This window comes from Methylobacterium sp. E-066 (assembly GCF_022829635.1).
In the GTDB taxonomy this organism is placed as follows: domain Bacteria; phylum Pseudomonadota; class Alphaproteobacteria; order Rhizobiales; family Beijerinckiaceae; genus Methylobacterium.
In genome coordinates this window covers 14,935-31,176 of sequence record NZ_JAKSYO010000214.1, presented here as the reverse complement: position 1 = coordinate 31,176, position 16,242 = coordinate 14,935, and the positions used below count along the sequence as shown (strand labels likewise).

The following is a 16,242-nucleotide window of genomic DNA, read 5'->3' as shown; positions in this document are numbered from 1 at the left end:
GGGCTCAAACCGCAGCGGGTGAGGCCAGGGCTGCGCCACCGGCGGGGAGGGACGGTCCGAGTTCCTGCGTCAGGCGCGCGCGGAGGCTGGCCTGTTTCGCGCGCACCAACCCGGGAATCAGGAACAGGTCGATGACGAGCCAGACGAGCCCGACGACAATGCAGTTGAGCACGATCTGAAGGATCGCTGTGCAGGTTCGGCCGAGATAGAATCGGTGGGCAGAGAAAAAGCCCAAGAAGAACCAAAGCACGTAGGCCAGGACGACGCTCGGTCCTTCGTTGGCGACGCGCTGCTCGATCAGGATCTTCTCTTGGGTCGTCGCTGTCATCTGTCGTGCTCCCCCTCAAGTCACGGCTAAGCTTGAGACAGGGGGCGACCGAAAGCAAGGCCGGGCCGGCGGACAGCATCCGCCGGCCCGGGAGACCTCAGCCGTGCACCAGCACGTTGCGGAACTGCCAGGGATCGCTGGTGTCGATGTCCTCCGGGAACAGGCCCGGACGGTCGGTGAGCGGGGTCCAGTCGGTGTAGACGCCCACGACCGGGCCGAGATACGGGGTCTGGACCTCCAGGCAGCGGCGGAAATCCATCTCGTCGGCCTCGACGATGCCGGCCTCCGGGTTCTCCAGGGCCCAGACCATGCCGGCGAGCACCGCGGAGGTCACCTGCAGGCCGGTGGCGTTCTGGTAGGGGGCGATCGCCCTCGTCTCCTCGATGGAGAGCTGCGAGCCGTACCAGTAGGCGTTCTTGGCGTGGCCGTAGACCAGCACGCCCAGCTCGTCGATGCCGTCGACGATCTCGGTCTCGTCGAGGATGTGGTGCTGCTCCTGCACCTTGGCGGCCTTGCCGAACATCTCGTGGAGCGAGAGCACGGCGTCGTCGGCCGGGTGGTAGGCGTAGTGACAGGTCGGCCGGAAGACGGCCTGATCGCCCTCGCGCACCGTGTAGTAGTCGGCGATCGAGATCGCCTCGTTGTGGGTCACCAGGAAGCCGAACTGCGAGCCGGCGGTGGGCACCCAGGTGCGCACGCGGGTGTCGGCGCCCGGCTGCAGCAGGTAGATCGCGCAGCGCGAGCCCTTCTCCTGCTCGCGGGCATTGGCGGGCTTCCAGGTCTCGTGGGTGCCCCAGCCGAGCTCGGCCGGCTGGTTGCCCTCGGAGACGAAGCCCTCCACCGACCAGGTGTTGACGAACACGCCCCGGGGCTTGGGGTTCTTGGCGCGCTGGGTGTCGCGCTCGGCGATGTGCACGCCCTTCACGCCCAGGGTCTTCATCAGGGCGGCCCAGTCCTCGCGGGACTTCGGCTCGGGCGTGGTGACGCCGGTATCCTTGGCGATGTTCAGGAGCGCCTGCTTGACGAACCATGAGACCATGCCGGGATTGGCGCCGCAGCAGGAGACCGCCGTGGGGCCGCCCGGCTTCTGGGCGCGGGCATCCAGGATGTCCTGGCGCAGGGCGTAGTTGGTGCGGTCGCCCTGGCCGCGGCTCTTGTCGAAATAGAAGCCCGGCCAGGGCTCGGCCACGGTGTCGATGTAGAGGGCGCCGAGCTCGCGGCACAGCTCCAGGATCGCCCGCGACGAGGTATCGACCGAGAGGTTCACACAGAAGCCCTGGCCGCCGCCCTCGGTGAGGAGGGGCGTGAGCACTTCGCGCAGGTTCTCCGGGGTCAGCGCGACCTTCTCGAAGCGCAGGCCGTGCTTCTCGGCGAGCGCCCGGTGGGTGTCGACCGGGTCGATCACGGTGAAGCGGGCGCGGTCGTACGCGAAGTGCCGTTCGATGAGCGGCAGGGTGCCGCGTCCGATCGAGCCGAAGCCGATCATCACGATGGGACCGCTGATACGGCCATGGATCGGGTGACGGGACGGCTGTTCGGTCATGAAAAAATCCTTGTCTGGCGGACGCCTGAGGTCCGCTCTGAGGCTCGCGAGCGGGTTATGGCGCGCGTGTGACAGTGGGGCGACAGGCGTGCTGCGCGGCCTGCGCCGGCGCGTACGTCGAATCCGGTCGTCGGAAAGCCGCTCAATGGCGGCTCACCCGCCGGCGGTCAACTGCGCTGCACCATAGACGGTTAAGGCGCCATTGAGGAACGGCGCGTGTCATCATGTTTGCAGTGCATGTGGCCTGCGCGCGAAGGCGAGTGGCGAGCAGTCTCCGCATGGCTCATATTGCGGTGCAGCAAAGGTCCCGCAGAACAATCAACATCCTTGGGACCGAGGAAACGTCCGAGATCCTGATCTTCGGAGTCGTCATGCTCGCTTTCATCGCCACCCGCATCCCCGGCCCGGTCGCCGAAACCGCCGACCGCGATCCCGGCATCCTCACCCTCGTGTTCACCCTGGCCCGCGCCGTCCGCATCGGGACCGAGGCCGCCTTCGCGCGCCGCTGCGCCCTCGCCGAGGCCGCCGGCGGACCGAATCCGTTCTGAGGCTTGCCGACGGAGTGGACCGGCGTCTGCCGGTGATTGCCTCACCCCGATTGGGACGTTAGGCGGCTTTGCCGTCAATGGCCCCGGGGGATCGTGATTCCATGTCGACGTTTCGAGCAGTCGTTCGCCTCAGTCTGATCGCGACGCTGCTGCTTGCCGTTCCGTTCGCGTCGCCACGTGCCCAGGATGCCGAGCCCGAGGCGCCGGCCGCCGGCGACGCGCCTGCCAAAGCCAAGCTCAAACCCAAGCCGAAGCCGCCCGCTCCGAAGCCGGCGGCCAAGGCGGCTGCCGCCTCCGCGCCCGCTGCAGCGCACGCGACCTGGCCCACCGGCGCCAGCACGGTCAGCGAGAGCTACGGTGACTGGACCATGACCTGCACCCGCCCGAGCGAGAAGGTCACCTGCATCATCGCCCAGTCCCAGGGTGATTCGCAGACCGGCCGGCGCAAGTTCGGCGTGGAGCTGCAGGTTCCGAATGACGGCCGCTCGGAAGGCATCGTGCTGATGCCCTTCGGCCTGTCCATCGAGGCCGGCGTGACCTTCAAGCTCGACGAGCAGACCCTCGGCAAGGGCGCACCCTACAGCCTGTGCGTCTCCGACGGCTGCCTCGTGCCGATCAGCTTCCCGGCGCTGGCGCTCGATGGGATGCGCAATGCCAAGCAGCTGTTCGTGACCGGCCAGAAGTCGAGCGGCACCGAGCCCGCCACCATCACGGTGCCGCTGGAAGGGTTTCCGCAGGCGCTCGACCGCGCCGTCGCCCTCAGCGGCTGAAACCGATCGGACCGGATCCGGCCAATCCCCGGGTTACGGTTAAGCCAGCGTTAGCCGCGGTGCCGCAAGGTGGATCCCATGTGTGGCGCCGGGCGTCGCGGCCCGAGGGGGCCCGCGCGCCGGGATCGGATCGGCGAGGCGATGGGTTCGGAGGGCAAGCGATCCCGGATCGGCCGATACGGCGGCGCGCTGCTGCGCGTGTCGCTGCCCGCGCTTGCCCTTCTGGCGGCAATCGACCCGGCGCTCGCCGCCCGGTTGATCGCCGCCAAGGGCAGCGAATCGGGCACCGGCCCCGGCGGCTACGGCCGGATCGTGCTCACCTTCGACAAGCCGGTCACCGTCAAGGCGAAGCTCGCCGGCGGCATCCTGCTGCTCGGCTACGGCGAGCGCGTCGCGCCCGGTCCCGAGCATCTCGCCGAAGAGATGCCGGCCTTCGTGTCCACGGTTCGGCGTGATCCCGACGGCTCGGGCTTGCGGGTCGCGCTGCAGCGGCCGTTCCGGGCCAATGTCCAGTCGGCCGGCGAGCGCGTGTTCGTCGATCTGCTGCCGGAGGGCTGGTCCGGCCTGCCGCCGCCGCTGCCCCCCGAGGTGGTCGCCGAACTCGCCCGCCGGGCGCGGGTCGCCGAGGAGGCGTTGCGGGCGCGCACGCCGCCGCCGGTGCGCAAGCCCCTCAGCCTGGAACTCGCCCGGCTCCCGACCCTGACGCGCCTGTCCCTGCGCCTGCCCGACGACACGATGGCGACCGTGAGTGCCGAGGGGGCGACGACGCGCCTGCGCGTGGCCGGAGCCTGGACCATCGATTCGAACGACGCCCGCGGCCGCCCGCGGCCCGGCATCGCCAAGCTCGCCACCGAATCCGACGAGGGCTCGGCCAGCATCCTGGTGACCCCCGCCGAGGGTTTTTCCATCACCACGGAGCGCGAGGACGGCGCCTACACGATCGATGTCGTGACCAAGGCGCCGCCGGAGGCCGCCAAGTCCAAGGCCGCCGACGTGCCCGGCCCGGCCGAGCCGAGCGTCGCAAAGCCGGCCGCACCCATCCCCGCACCGACCCGGAAGGCCGAGGCCCCGGCCGTCCCGGACGCTGCCCCCCAGGCCCCGCCGAAGCGCCAGGCGGGGGCCGGCTTGGTCTTCCCGTTCCAGACCCTGCCGCCCGCGGCCCTGTTCGAGCGCGGCGGCGTCGCTACGCTGGTGTTCGAGACCGCCGAGCCCGTGACCGTGCCGGCGAGCCGCCAGGGCCTCGCGCCGGTGGGAGCACCGGAGCGGATCGGCGCGGTCACAATCCTGCGCTTCACGGTGCCGCCGGGCCGGCTGGTCGATCTGGCCGCCGTCACCACCGGGGCCGGTCCGGCCTGGGAGCTGTCGGCCGGCGACGCCCTGAGCCCGAGCGACAGCCTCGACCCGGTCCGCAAGCCCGACCCGACCGGCCGGATCACCGTCGCCCTGGCGCTGCCCCGGCCCGGATCGGCGACCTGGCTCGACCGCGACGGCGAGCGCATCGCCGTGGTCACCTCGGCGGCGCAGCGCGCCATCGGCAATCCGAAGAGCCGCCGCTTCGTGGATTTCGAGATCCTGCCGAGCCGGCACGGCGTTGCGGTGCTGGCCGGCGCCGACGATCTCGCGGTGCGGCCCCAGCTCGACGGGGTGACGATCGGCCGGGAGGGCGGTCTCGCCGCCTCGACGGCCGCCCGCAAGGCCGATCCCGCCCTGGCCGAGGCCGGCACTCTCGCGGTCATGCCCGATGCGTGGGATCGAGCCCGGGCCGGCAACGTGCGCGAGACCCTCCGGGCCCTGGCCGATGCCGCCGCGACCGTGCCGCCCGCCCAGCGCGGCCCGGCGCGGCTCGCACACGCCCGCGCCAACATCGCCAATGGCTTCGACCTCGAAGGGCTCGCGGCCCTGGAGGCGGCCGCCGCCGACGACCCGCTGCTGGCGACCCAGCGCGACGTCGCCGTCCTGCGCGGCCTGGCGCTGGTGCGCAGCGGCCGCAATGCCGAGGCCTTGAAGGCCCTGTCGGCGCCGCAGCTCGCCAGCGACCCGGAGGCCGCCCTGTGGCGGGCGATGGCCGCGGCCGGGCTCAGCGACTGGAAGGCCGCCGAGACCGGCTTCCTCAACACGCTGCCGCTGTCCGAGAGCTATCCCCCGGACCTCGCCCAGCAGATTCGCGCCCAGGCCGCGGAATCGGCCATCGAGAACGGCGATGCCGAGACGGCTGCCGCCCGGGCCGAGGACGCGCCCAACCTGCCTCCCTGGATCCGCGATCGCCTCGCCCTGGTCCGCGCCCGCGTCTCGGAGGCCACCGGCCAGACCGAAGCGGCCCTCGACGCCTATGCCCGCCTGGAGAAGGTCGGCCAGCGGCCGGTGGCGGCCGAAGCGCAACTGCGCGGCACGTTCTTGGCCCGCGCCTCCGGCAAGCTCGAACCGGATGCGGCGATCGACCGGCTGGAGCGGCTGGCGCTCACCTGGCACGGCGGCCCGACCGAGACCGGCATCTCGGCCGGCTTGGCGCGGCTTTATCTCGGCGCCGGCCGCTGGCGCGACGCCTTCACGGCCTTGCGCCGGGCCAGCGCCTTCGCGCCGAACGACACCGCCACCCAGGCCCTCGCCCGTGAGGTGCGCGCCGCCTTCGAGAACCTCTACCTCACCGACAAGGGCGACGCGCTCTCCGGGGTCGACGCGGTGGCGCTGTATTTCGATTTCCGCGAGCTCGCCCCGATCGGGCGGCGCGGCGACGAGGTGGTGCGCCGGCTGGCCGACCGCCTGGTCGGGCTCGACCTGCTCGATTCGGCCGCCGACCTGCTCCAGTACCAGATCGACAACCGCCTCACCGGCCCGGCCAAGTCCGCCGTGGCCGCCCGGCTCGCCACGATCCGGCTGATGGACGACAAGCCGATGCGGGCGCTGCAGGTGCTCGACGCCACCAACCTGCCCGAGCTGCCCGGCGAGCTGAAGCGCGCCCGCGCCCTGGTCCGCGCCCGCGCCCTCTCGGACCTCACCCGCACCGACCTCGCCCTGGAGACGATCGAGGACGAGAGCGGCTCCGATATCGAGCGCCTGCGCGCCGACATATACTGGGGCGCCCGCCGCTGGCGCGAGGCCGGCGAATCGCATGAGGCGCTGCTCGGAGACGCATGGCGCGCCGGCCGGCCGCTGGACGAGCAGGCCCGGGCCGACGCGGTCCGCGCCGCCATCGCCTACGACCTCGCCGGCGAGGCGATCGGCCTGGAGCGGCTGAAGGCGAAGTTCTCCGAAGCGATGGCCGAGAGCCCGGACGCCCGCACCTTCGCGCTGCTCACCGGTGCCAACCCGACGAAGACGCCGGAATTCCGCGCCATCGCGGCCCGCGCCACCAAGGCCGAGACCCTGTCGGCCTTCCTGGCCGAGTACCGCAAGCGCTATCCCGAGACCGCCTTGCCGGAGCGCGGCGCGGCGAACGGCGCGCGTCAGAGCAGCGTCGAGACCCCAGGCACGCCGCCAGGCTGAGGGATGTTCTCCGCGCTGTCACCCCGGGGCGAAACCCGCGGCGGCGGGGCGACAAGCATGTCCCGCTCGTAAGCACCCGTTCGAGCAGCCGACGCGCGAAGTGGGGTTTTCGGCCATGCGGATCGTTGACGCCCGATCCCGGACTTCCATCGCCCCGCGCCGTCATTGCGAGCGCAGCGAAGCAACCTTAGGGAACCGCCACATTCGGAGATCGCGCGCCGCACTGGGTTGCTTCGCTGCGCTCGCAATGACGGTGAAGCGACTTGGACGGGCCGATCCTCACTGCGTCAGCCGCGCGACCTGCAGCGCTTGATCGAACATGGCGTTGAGCGAACTCTTGATGTCAGCCGGGCTGTTGGCCGTGTAGAAATATCCTGGCGAGGCGCAGCTCTGCAGAGGCGTCGCGAGTGTCGGGCTGAACGCGTTCACCTTCTTGTTTTCCCCGGCGACGATCCCGCCGTAATCCGTGAAGGTGATGATGTTGTAGGGGATGTACAGGATCGAGATCGTCGCTCCGGCATTCTTCAGCGCCGTGCAGAGTGACGGATCGATCTGTGAAGGGGTCGATGTGTCGAAGTCGGCGTTGGCGTAGCCCGAGAATTTCGAAGGGTTGCCCGGGTAGTAGTATTTGTTGTTCTTGAAGATGGAATAGTGCTGACCGTTCTGCATCCCATCCGTGATCAGGAAGACGAATGGCTTGCGTGCGTTGATGCTGGAGCCGTCGCCGAACCCGCCGGTATTGGTGATGGCGGTCCTCATCTGCGGCAGGACGACCTCGAAATGCGTGCCGCCGGAGCCGATGCCGGTGCTCGGGTCGTTGTTCGTGTAGAGTTGGGTGGTTCCGGTATCGAGCAGGCCTGTCAGGGCGAGGGGCCAGGCCAGGGAACACTGGGCGGCGGTGTTCAGGGTCGCGATCGAACTGTTGATGTCGGCGAGCGTGCCCATCTGGTTGATGAACGGGTACAGGCCGACGCGGTACTGATTCGTCACCGTCGGGTTGGCTGCCCGCTGGATCAGCGAGCAGACCGCGTTGTTGACGGCGTCGGAGCGCAGCTGGATCTTGCCTGCGGCCAAGCCCCAGCCGTCGTTGCCTGGATAATGGCAGGCGAACTGGCAGCCCTGCTGGTAATCCCATTTCATGTCGTTGTTCTTGGAGGCGAGCTGGCTCATGCCGGCGGTGGTCGCCGGCAGGCCCATCGAGCCGGACACGTCCAGGAGCAGGTAGAAGTCGAGATAGCTCGCGAGGTCGGCCGAGGCCGTGACCGTGTTGGAGAAATTCGTGGTCGGTGTCCGGAAGATCTGCCCGAAATTGTTCTTCACCGCGGCGCTGTAGACGACCGTCGACACCAGGGTCTGGCTTCGTCGCACGATCGTCGGCGTCCGGAGCTGCACCTGCGCGAACGGCACGGTGCCGGCATTGACCGTGAAGGCGTTGGTCGCCTGGGCGATGCCGGCCGCGATGGCGTTGGCGGTCACGTTCGCCTGGGCCGGATTGGCGGCGATGTAGGCCTTGGCGGTCGCCACCGCAGCAATGGCGGCCGCATCCGCGGCGGCGTCGAGCTTGGCCTTGTCGGTGATCGCCACGCCGTAATCGACCCCATAGCCGAGCAGGCCGACCATCGGCAGCAGACTCAAGGCGAACAGGATCGTCACGTTGCCGGCGCGCGCGCCCGAAAGGGGCGCCGCCCGGGCGACGAGGCGGCGCGCGCGGTTCAGAAACCCGGGCATTTCACGGCGATCCCATCGTTGCCCGCCGGGTCGAAATTGACCAGGGAGGCGTAGCGCGGCTGCACGTACATCGAGCGGGCGATCCGAACGGCGGGGACGAACCGCGCGCCGAAGGACGGCCGGAAGTTGAAGACCACGTCCACCGCGACGATCGAACCCGGCCCGAAGACCGAGCGCGGGAGCGTCGTCCGGTTGGGCGGGGCGGTGTCGGCGGCGGGAAGCTGCGGGACCGCGCAGGGCCGGTAATTGTTCCCGGTGGTGCCCGAACTCGTCCAGGCGACGGCGGCCGTGTAGCAGGCGCTCAGGTCGCTGCCCGTACAGTTCGACGCCGTCTGGGTGAACGCGACCGCGGCGTAGGTGATGGCGATGTCCTGCCACCATTGCAGGCCCTGCCGCGGCGCGTCCTTCATCAGGTACGGGAACAGGACCAGGGCGGAGTCGAAGCTGAAATGCAGGTCGGCGGCGTTGACGGTCGCCACCGTCGAGCCCGAGGGCGGCATCGCCTGGGAGATCATCTGGCTGATCGACTGGGCGATCAGCCCGACCTTGCGGCTGGCGTTGACGTAGGTGACCAGCTGGATGCCGCCGAGCATCAGGATCAGCAGAACCGGCAGGAGCAGGGCGAACTCGATCGCCGAGACCGCCCGCGTGTCCCGGAAGAAGGACGCCGCCGAGGGCAAGCCACCCGCCATCAGAACAGCTCGTTGCGGAACGCCGCCGTCGAGATCGTCAGGTAGGCCGGTGCGCCGTTGAAGATCGCACCGCCGCCGAGCATCGACGCGAACGCCGAAGGCAGAAAGGTGATCGGATAGATCACCAAAAGGTACTGGTACTGCCCGCGCGTGCCGAGGCTGTACTGGCCGGAACCCGGGGTCAGCGCCGGGATCGCCAGGCCGCTGAGGTCGGATTTCACGTAGGTGTAGTAGCCGCTGGAGGAAGAACCGGTCGGCACCACGTACAGGTTCACGACGAGGTTGCTGCATTTCAGCGTCGCCGGCAGGTTGCGGCACAGCGAGGCCTTGAAGCTCGCCTGGTCGAGGGCGCTCGCCTGGGCCGCCCCGGTGAGGATCTGCCGGGCGGCCCGCGTCGTGGCGTAGTCCAGGGACTGGTTGATGAACAGGATCGTGGCCACGGTCATGACGAACAGCAGGGCCAGGATGAACAGCATCGCGACCAGGGCGAACTCGACCGCAGCCGCCCCTTTCCGATCGCGAACGTAGTGACGCATGAAAAACATGCGCTCAGTTAGCAAGAGATTGCTAAACCCAAGTTAAAACAGACTTTGAGACTCTATGGACTTACCTTGGTGAATCTTGGGCCGCATCCGGCCTGATCGCATTGGGCCGGCCTCTCCAAGTCATTGCCATGACGCGCCGACTGGCGCCGGACCGGTATCCACTTCGGCGACGCGCGTTCTATCCGCCGTAGCTCTGGACCAGTGACCCGGCCACCAGGGTCCAGCCATCGACCAGCACGAAGAAGATCAGCTTGAACGGCAGGGCGACGGTCGCGGGCGGCACCATCATCATGCCCACCGCCATCAGCACCGAGGCGACCACGAGGTCGATGATCAGGAACGGGATGAACAGCAGGAACCCGATCTCGAAGGCGCGGCGCAGCTCCGAGATCATGAAGGCCGGGGTCACGATCTCGAGGCCGACATCCTCCGGCCCCTTCGGCACCGGCACCTTGGCGAGGTCGAGGAACAGCTTCAGGTCCTTCTCGCGCACGTTCTTCAGCATGAACGTCTTGAACGGCGCCGAGGCCCGCTCGAAGGCCTGGACCTGGGTTATCCGCCCAGCGACCAGGGGCTCGATTCCGGCGCTGTAGGCGGCTCGCCCGGTGGGGGCCATCACGAAGGCGGTGAGGAACAGCGCGAGACTGACGATCACCGCGGTCGGCGGCGCCGTCTGGGTGCCCAGCGCCGAGCGCAGGATCGACAGCACGACGACGATCCGGGTGAAGGCGGTGGCCATCACCAGCACGGAGGGGGCCACCGCCAGGACGGTGATCAGCGCGACGAGCTGGAGCGCCCGCTCGGTGGTGCCGCCCGCACCGAGATCGACGCTGAGGCTCTGGGCCAGGGCCGGTCCGGCGGCGAGCACGGTGCCGGCCAGCCCGGCGAGGCTCAGGATACGGCGTTTTCGGACAAGGGACCGTTTCGCGTCGCCGGCCGGCGCGTCATCCATCGGGGTCACGGGCATCGGGGTCACGGACGGTCGCAGGTGGGGGTGGCCGGGCGCACGCCCGTGCGCCGCGCCTCAAGGTTCTGCCAGACCAGCAGCGCCGGCAGGCCGAGCACGACATCCGGGATCCGGCGGGCCAGGGAGAGGGCGATCGCCGTGCCGGCATCGATCCCGAACAGGCCGCAGACCAGAACGAGGCCGCCCTCCTGCACGCCGAGCCCGCTCGGCACCAGGAAGGCCGCGGCCTTGATCGCCTGGCTCAGCGCCTCGATCACGAGGACCTCCGACAGGCTGAGATTCTCGACGCCGATGCAGGTGAGCACGACCGCGACCTCGGCGGCGCCGAGCAGCCAGGCCAGGGCGTGCAGGGCGAAGGACTGGACGAGGCGGCCGCGCCGTTCCGCCGCCCAGACTGTGTCGAGGGCACCCTGGATCCGCGGCGCCGGCTCGGAACGCGCCTCCGTCTCGCGCACGAAGCGCCGGCCCAGAGCCGCGACGCGATCCTCGAGCACGCGCACGATTCCGGTGCGCTGGAGCGCGAAGAACGCCGCCACCGCGAGGCCCGCCACCGCGAGGGTCCGCAAGGTCCAGTGCGCCAACTCGGCGGCCGCCGGACCCTCGACCCGGCTCAGCAGGCCGGCGCCGAGGCCGGCGAACAGCGCCAGCGTCCCAACCTGGAACAGCATGTCGGCGAGCACCGAGGCCGCCGCCAGGGTTCCGGTCACGCCCCAGAAGGTCAGGAGCCGCGCCCCGAGCACGTCGCCGCCCACCGAGGCCACGGGCAGCAGCACGTTGATGCCCTCGCGCACGAAGCGCAGGATCAGGCAAGCCGAGGCCGGGGCGGGCGACAGCCCGTCCAGGATGCGCGCCCAGGCGAGGCCGCAGACCAGCACCACGAGGGCGCGGACCAGCGTGACGCCGGCAAAACCCACGAAGCCGATCCGCCCGAACGCCGCGGCCACCGCGGAGAGATCGTTGGTCGCCACCAGCCAGACCGCGAGGCCGAGGCCGATCAGCGTGCCGATCAGGGGCAGCCGGCGCAGGACGGCGAGGCCGAAGCGGCGCATCGGGGAGGCGCGGTCGCCGCTCACGGCCGGCCCGCAGGGGATGTGCGCCGAATGGCGGGCAAGGGCGAGCGCTCCAGGTTGCGCCAGTCAAGCATCCGGCGGCGATTCGGCAGGTGCCACCGCCGCTAGGGGGGTATTGGGGCCGAATTCGGGGGCGCGCCGCCGCGGTAGCACGGGGCGCAGCACCGCGGCGAGGGCGTCCTGGGGGGCGGCCTCGGGATCGAGCAGGACGACGCGGCCCTCCGCCAGGCTCGCGCCCGTGGCCACGGCCACCGCGCGTTTTGGGCAAGGCCCGAGGCAGCCCGACTCGACGATGCAGAGCTTGGTCCGCCCGGTGAGCAGCCCGTCCTTGGCCGCCTGCTTGGCCGCGCCCTTCAGCATCGCCCGCACCGCCCGCGGGCGCAGGCCCTGGCGCTTGGCGCATTTTGAGCACACCACCACGACCTCCGCGAGCTTAGTCTTGGCCGACTTGGTGAGGGCCGGCCGGCCGGCGGGGCGGTCTCCGGGGCCGGGGGAGACGCGAGGGCGTGTCATCATCGGGAGACTCTACGGCGCGATACCGGGGCCGGCTACGCTGCCCGTCGCCGCGGTGCGGCAGGGGCGGAGGGCGGTGCCTTAAAAAGGGCCTAAAAGAACGGGATTCCGACCCTGCGCACGGGCCGTCCTCCGGCCGGTTTCGCGGTGGCGGATCCGGCGCAGACCCAGGAACAGTGAGCGGATGAGCTTCGACGACGTCAAGGACGACACGCGCGAAGGCGAACTCGTGACGTTCGCCCCATCGACGATGACCGAGCTGCGCCACGGCGCGGAGACGATCCGTCCGGTGCCTGAGAAGCGCGGCGCCCGGGCGCTGGTGGCCGCGGCGCGCGAGCGCCTCGACTGGACCCGCCTGCCCGGCTTCGGCCGGCGCCGGGAGGACACGTCGAGCTACGGGGCGCGGATCATCCGCCGCGTCGGGATGTTCGTGCTGCTGCCGACCCTGGTGATCGGCCTGTACCTGTTCGCCTTCGCGTCCAACCAGTACATCGCCGAGGCGCAGTTCACGGTGCGCGGCAACGTCGAGCCGATGGAGAACATCTCGCTCGGCCAGTACACGAACCTGATTCAGAAGCACAACAGCCAGGACAGCTTCATCGTCCGCGACTTCATCGCCAGCCAGACCCTGGTGGAGGCGCTGGAGAAGAGCATCGGCATCTCGAAGATGTTCTCCCGGCCCGAGGCCGATTTCTGGGCCCGGTTCGATCCGAGCAACCCGATCGAGGACCTGACGAAATATTGGCGCAAGCACGTCGACGCGCATATCGATTCGATCTCGGGCGTGATCCGCCTGTCGGTGCGCGCCTTCACCCCGCAGGACGCCCTGACCATCGCCCGCGAGGTGGTGAGCCGGTCCGAGGCGCTGATCAACGACATCTCGAAGCGCGCCCAGGCCGACATGGTCAAGCAGGCCCAGGCGGATGCGACGGTGGCGCAGGAGCGCCTGCGCAAGGCGCATCTCGGGCTGCAGAGCTTTCGCAACCAGTGGGGCGTGATCGACCCGATCAAGACCGCCGAGGGGACGCTCACCACCCTGACGATCCTGCGCAAGGAGAAGCTGAAGCTCGAGACCGACCTGCAGGTCCTGCGCGGCTCGAACCTCGATGAGCGCTCGCGCTCGATCCAGACGCTGGTCTCGAACATCGCGGCCATCGAGCAGCAGATGAAGACGCTGCAGGACGAGCTGACCAATGCCGGCGCGGCCGCGGGCGGCGGCACCAACCTGACCGAGGCGCTGCTCCAGTACGAAGGCCTGCTGGTCGAGCGGACCATCGCGGAAAAACTCGAGGAATCGGCGCACATGCTGCTCGACCGGGCCCGGGTCTCGGCCAGCAAGCAGCATATCTTCCTGGCGACTTTCGTGCCGCCGGTGCTGCCGACCGACAGCCTCTACCCGGAGCGGGGCCATACCCTGATCGTGGCGTTCTTCTGCTTCTTCGTGCTCTGGAGCTCGTCCTCGCTCCTGATCGCCGGCATCCGCGACCAGCGGATGTGAGCCGGCGCCGCGGGGTCTGGATCCCGCGCCGCGCGGTCTGTAGAGGGAGACGGCCCGGTGTCCCGGGCCTCCCCGGTCAATGCGTGAAGTCTAACGGTCCATGTCGGATTTCTCCGATCTCGTCGCGAAGGCGATCCGGCCCTCGATGAGCCGGGCGGAGCGCGAGGCGGTCTACACGGTCGTGCGGCAGGCCGTGCTCCGCCTGCAGGAGCGCGAGGCGCTGCCCCCCGACGACCCGCGCGTCGCGCTCCAGCGCCACCTCGTCGAGGAGACGATCCGCGACGTGGAGGGCGATGTCGCCCGCTACGAATCCCTGCGCAAGCTCGACGCGGCCTTCGCGGCCCAGAACGAGGCCAACAAGGCGTCCCGCAACGGGCGGTGACGCGGGCCGGACTCAGGGCGCCGCGGGCGGCCTGATATCGAACAGCTCGTGGAAGGCCCGCCAGCCGGCGGGCGTGACATTGAGCGCGCGCGAGCCGGACTGCCGGCGGACCCAGCCCCGTTGCAGGCTATGCGTGCACAGCGCCGCGCCGAGTCGACCGGCGAGATGCGGGCGGCGCTCGCTCCAATCCAGGCATGGGCGGCACTGAAGCTTCGCCCGCCCGCCGGCCGCCGCGTCGAGACCGAGGGCAGCCAGCCGATTCAGTCCCTCCGGTGTGACCAGCGCCCCGTCCTCGGCAAGCTCGACCCAGTTCCGGGCCACCAGCGCATCGGCGAGCTGGACGCCGAGCCAGCCAGCCATGTGATCGTAGCAGGTCCGCGCCAGGCGCAGGTGCGGATCCCGCGGTCCGGTGCGGGGCCGACGCACCGCCGCATTGGAGGCAAGGAGCATGAGGCTTTCCAGCAGCCGGGCTACCTCCGGGCTGGCCAGGCGGTGGTAGCGGTGCCGACCCTGCTTCGACACGGTCACGAGGGACGCCGCCGCCAGCTGCGCGAGATGGCCGCTCGCCGTCTGCGGCGTGATCCCGGCGGCCTGCGCCAGCTCGGAGGCCGTCAGGGCGCGCCCGTCCATCAGGGCTTGCAGCATGGCCACGCGCGCCGGATCGCCCACCAGGGCGCCGACCTGCGCGACCGAGACCGTCGTCACCATCGCTCCACCTCGCGCATCCGATCGTAACGCGCTTCCACGACCGATGCTTCGGCGTCCACCGAAGCATCGGTCCGGTTTCCTCGGCCATAGGTCCGCCCTGGGCCGACGATCCCGACGACCTCCGAGGCCGAGCGCAGGACCGCCGGATCGGGCGGCGCTTCCCGTTGTCCAGTCCCTTCGACCGCGTGGAGTTTCGGGCATGCACGGCCCATCGGATTTCTATGGCTGGCGCGTCGTGGCCGCCGCCTTCGTCGTCGCGGTGTTCGGCTGGGGCGTCGGCTTCTACGGGCCGCCGGTCTATCTGGAGGTGGTCCGGCAGGCCTATGGCTGGCCGATCGCCCTGGTCTCCGGGGCGGTGACCCTGCATTTTCTGGCGGGCGTCGGCATCGTCGCCAACCTGCCCGCCCTGCATCGACGCTTCGGCTTGCCCGCCGTCACCTTCGCCGGGGCCGTGGTGCTGGCGCTGGGCGTCCTGGGCTGGGCCTGTGCCCAGACCCCCGGGCAGCTCTATGCCGCCGCGCTGCTGACCGGCGCGGGCTGGCCGGCGCTCGGTGCCGCGGCCGTGAACGCCATGATCGCCCCGTGGTTCGTCGCGCGGCGCCCGGCCGCCTTGAGCATGGCCTATAACGGCGCCAGCATCGGCGGGGTCCTGTTCTCCCCGCTCTGGGTCGCGCTGATCGGCCGGGTCGGCTTTCCGGTGGCGGCTCTGATGGTCGGTGCCGTCATGGTCGGCACGCTCGGGCTGCTTGCGCTGATCGTGCTCCCACGGACCCCCGGCGGAATGGGGCAAATTCCCGATGGCGATGCCGGTGCAGCCGCGAATCCGAAGATGGAGAGTGCCTACATGCGCCCCGTGGCGCGTCTGGCGCACGACCGGGCGTTCCTGACGCTGAGCCTCGGCATGGCCCTGGCGCTGTTCGCGCAGATCGGCCTGATCGCCCAGTTCGTCTCCGTGCTCGCGCCGGCCCTTGGGACGCAGGGGGCGGGCCTCGCGGCCGGGCTCTCGACCGCCGCGGCCATCGCCGGGCGGATGCTCGTCGGCTGGTGCATGCCGGCTGGCGCGGATCGCCGCGCCGTCGCCGCGCTCAGCCTGCTGGTCCAGGCGTTGGGCTGCGGCGTGCTGATCCTGTCCGGCAGCACCGACGTTGCCCTGCTGCTCCTCGGAATCGTCCTGGTCGGGTCCGGCATCGGAAACGCGACCTCGCTGCCGCCGCTCATCGCGCAGGTCGAGTTCACCCAGGCCGACGCGCCGCGGATGGTCGCGCTGATCGTGGCGATCTCGCAGGCCGCCTACGCCTTCGCGCCGGCCCTGTTCGGCTTGCTGCGGCAGCTCGGATCGGACAACGCGATCTTTTGGGCCGCCGCCGCCATCCAGCTCGCGGCAAGCGGCGCCTATCTCGTGGGTCGCCGCGCGTGCAAGCTGCGCCGGAGCGCGATCGGGCCGCTTCCACGCGCGTGATACGGCCT

Annotated in this window: 15 protein-coding genes; 6 read left to right on the top strand and 9 right to left on the bottom strand. The window is 70.3% G+C overall.

Translation table 11 applies throughout. The features are described 5' to 3' along the window. Positions 1–4: 4 nt before the first annotated feature. Together MKL20_RS31730 and MKL20_RS31725 are read right to left on the bottom strand one after the other, a co-directional pair. On the bottom strand, positions 5–328 hold the full coding sequence (locus MKL20_RS31730) for a TM2 domain-containing protein (RefSeq protein WP_244040019.1): 324 nt from the start codon (positions 326–328) through the stop codon (positions 5–7). 97 nt (positions 329–425) lie between these two features. Beyond that, positions 426–1,871: a homospermidine synthase gene (locus MKL20_RS31725; RefSeq protein ID WP_244040018.1), complete on the bottom strand. Its 1,446-nt coding sequence runs from the start codon at positions 1,869–1,871 to the stop codon at positions 426–428. Between the two features lie 371 nt (positions 1,872–2,242). Between MKL20_RS31725 and MKL20_RS31720 the strand changes: the two genes are divergently transcribed. The 3 genes from MKL20_RS31720 to MKL20_RS31710 all read left to right on the top strand — a co-directional run bounded on the left by MKL20_RS31720 (position 2,243) and on the right by MKL20_RS31710 (position 6,672). Then, complete coding sequence (locus MKL20_RS31720; protein ID WP_244040017.1) at positions 2,243–2,419, top strand: hypothetical protein; 177 nt, start codon at positions 2,243–2,245, stop codon at positions 2,417–2,419. A 101-nt stretch (positions 2,420–2,520) separates the two neighbouring features. Then, positions 2,521–3,189 carry an invasion associated locus B family protein gene (locus tag MKL20_RS31715; protein ID WP_244040016.1) on the top strand — a complete coding sequence of 223 codons (669 nt, stop codon included), beginning with the start codon at positions 2,521–2,523 and terminating at the stop codon, positions 3,187–3,189. Between the two features lie 141 nt (positions 3,190–3,330). Next, complete coding sequence (locus MKL20_RS31710) at positions 3,331–6,672, top strand: hypothetical protein (protein WP_244040015.1); 3,342 nt, start codon at positions 3,331–3,333, stop codon at positions 6,670–6,672. Positions 6,673–6,951: 279 nt separating this feature from the next. Here the strand turns inward: MKL20_RS31710 and MKL20_RS31705 are convergent, their stop codons facing one another. The 6 genes from MKL20_RS31705 to MKL20_RS31680 all read right to left on the bottom strand — a co-directional run bounded on the left by MKL20_RS31705 (position 6,952) and on the right by MKL20_RS31680 (position 12,190). Then, positions 6,952–8,400, bottom strand: a complete 1,449-nt coding sequence (locus tag MKL20_RS31705) for a pilus assembly protein TadG-related protein (RefSeq protein WP_244040014.1) — start codon at positions 8,398–8,400, stop codon at positions 6,952–6,954. Further along, positions 8,385–9,092, bottom strand: coding sequence for a TadE/TadG family type IV pilus assembly protein (locus MKL20_RS31700; protein ID WP_244040013.1), 708 nt, complete (start codon positions 9,090–9,092; stop codon positions 8,385–8,387). The genes MKL20_RS31705 and MKL20_RS31700 overlap by 16 nt, the downstream gene beginning before the upstream one ends. Next, on the bottom strand, positions 9,092–9,628 hold the full coding sequence (locus MKL20_RS31695) for a TadE/TadG family type IV pilus assembly protein (protein ID WP_244040012.1): 537 nt from the start codon (positions 9,626–9,628) through the stop codon (positions 9,092–9,094). Before MKL20_RS31695 ends, MKL20_RS31700 begins: the two co-directional genes overlap by 1 nt. 187 nt (positions 9,629–9,815) lie before the next feature. After that, entirely contained in the window at positions 9,816–10,604 is a 789-nt protein-coding gene (gene fliP, locus MKL20_RS31690; protein WP_409568220.1) for a flagellar type III secretion system pore protein FliP, read from the bottom strand. A gap of 5 nt (positions 10,605–10,609) precedes the next feature. Further along, a complete protein-coding gene (locus MKL20_RS31685) occupies positions 10,610–11,653 on the bottom strand; it encodes a flippase-like domain-containing protein (RefSeq protein ID WP_279595114.1) in 1,044 nt (347 codons plus the stop codon). Positions 11,654–11,740: 87 nt separating this feature from the next. After that, positions 11,741–12,190 (bottom strand): hypothetical protein, encoded by a 450-nt coding sequence (locus MKL20_RS31680; protein WP_244040010.1) that lies wholly within the window; start codon positions 12,188–12,190, stop codon positions 11,741–11,743. Positions 12,191–12,371: 181 nt separating this feature from the next. Here MKL20_RS31680 and MKL20_RS31675 point away from each other — a divergent pair, with 181 nt between their 5' ends. Together MKL20_RS31675 and MKL20_RS31670 are read left to right on the top strand one after the other, a co-directional pair. Then, complete coding sequence (locus tag MKL20_RS31675) at positions 12,372–13,685, top strand: capsule biosynthesis protein (RefSeq protein ID WP_244040009.1); 1,314 nt, start codon at positions 12,372–12,374, stop codon at positions 13,683–13,685. A gap of 100 nt (positions 13,686–13,785) precedes the next feature. Next, positions 13,786–14,067: a hypothetical protein gene (locus tag MKL20_RS31670; RefSeq protein ID WP_243963210.1), complete on the top strand. Its 282-nt coding sequence runs from the start codon at positions 13,786–13,788 to the stop codon at positions 14,065–14,067. A 12-nt stretch (positions 14,068–14,079) separates the two neighbouring features. Here the strand turns inward: MKL20_RS31670 and MKL20_RS31665 are convergent, their stop codons facing one another. Continuing rightward, entirely contained in the window at positions 14,080–14,775 is a 696-nt protein-coding gene (locus tag MKL20_RS31665; RefSeq protein ID WP_244040008.1) for an ArsR/SmtB family transcription factor, read from the bottom strand. A 199-nt stretch (positions 14,776–14,974) separates the two neighbouring features. Between MKL20_RS31665 and MKL20_RS31660 the strand changes: the two genes are divergently transcribed. After that, the gene (locus tag MKL20_RS31660) at positions 14,975–16,234 is read left to right on the top strand and encodes an MFS transporter (protein WP_244040007.1); all 1,260 of its coding nucleotides are present in this window, start codon (positions 14,975–14,977) and stop codon (positions 16,232–16,234) included. Positions 16,235–16,242: the final 8 nt, after the last annotated feature.

Bases quoted from the DNA above. Each gene is read 5' to 3' on its own strand.
- MKL20_RS31730 (WP_244040019.1), bottom strand. From the start codon at position 328: ATGACAGCGACGACCCAAGAGAAGATCCTGATCGAGCAGCGCGTCGCC.
- MKL20_RS31725 (WP_244040018.1), bottom strand. From the start codon at position 1,871: ATGACCGAACAGCCGTCCCGTCACCCGATCCATGGCCGTATCAGCGGT.
- MKL20_RS31720 (WP_244040017.1), top strand. From the start codon at position 2,243: ATGCTCGCTTTCATCGCCACCCGCATCCCCGGCCCGGTCGCCGAAACC.
- MKL20_RS31715 (WP_244040016.1), top strand. From the start codon at position 2,521: ATGTCGACGTTTCGAGCAGTCGTTCGCCTCAGTCTGATCGCGACGCTG.
- MKL20_RS31710 (WP_244040015.1), top strand. From the start codon at position 3,331: ATGGGTTCGGAGGGCAAGCGATCCCGGATCGGCCGATACGGCGGCGCG.
- MKL20_RS31705 (WP_244040014.1), bottom strand. From the start codon at position 8,400: ATGCCCGGGTTTCTGAACCGCGCGCGCCGCCTCGTCGCCCGGGCGGCG.
- MKL20_RS31700 (WP_244040013.1), bottom strand. From the start codon at position 9,092: ATGGCGGGTGGCTTGCCCTCGGCGGCGTCCTTCTTCCGGGACACGCGG.
- MKL20_RS31695 (WP_244040012.1), bottom strand. From the start codon at position 9,628: ATGCGTCACTACGTTCGCGATCGGAAAGGGGCGGCTGCGGTCGAGTTC.
- fliP (WP_409568220.1), bottom strand. From the start codon at position 10,604: ATGCCCGTGACCCCGATGGATGACGCGCCGGCCGGCGACGCGAAACGG.
- MKL20_RS31685 (WP_279595114.1), bottom strand. From the start codon at position 11,653: ATGCGCCGCTTCGGCCTCGCCGTCCTGCGCCGGCTGCCCCTGATCGGC.
- MKL20_RS31680 (WP_244040010.1), bottom strand. From the start codon at position 12,190: ATGATGACACGCCCTCGCGTCTCCCCCGGCCCCGGAGACCGCCCCGCC.
- MKL20_RS31675 (WP_244040009.1), top strand. From the start codon at position 12,372: ATGAGCTTCGACGACGTCAAGGACGACACGCGCGAAGGCGAACTCGTG.
- MKL20_RS31670 (WP_243963210.1), top strand. From the start codon at position 13,786: ATGTCGGATTTCTCCGATCTCGTCGCGAAGGCGATCCGGCCCTCGATG.
- MKL20_RS31665 (WP_244040008.1), bottom strand. From the start codon at position 14,775: ATGGTGACGACGGTCTCGGTCGCGCAGGTCGGCGCCCTGGTGGGCGAT.
- MKL20_RS31660 (WP_244040007.1), top strand. From the start codon at position 14,975: ATGCACGGCCCATCGGATTTCTATGGCTGGCGCGTCGTGGCCGCCGCC.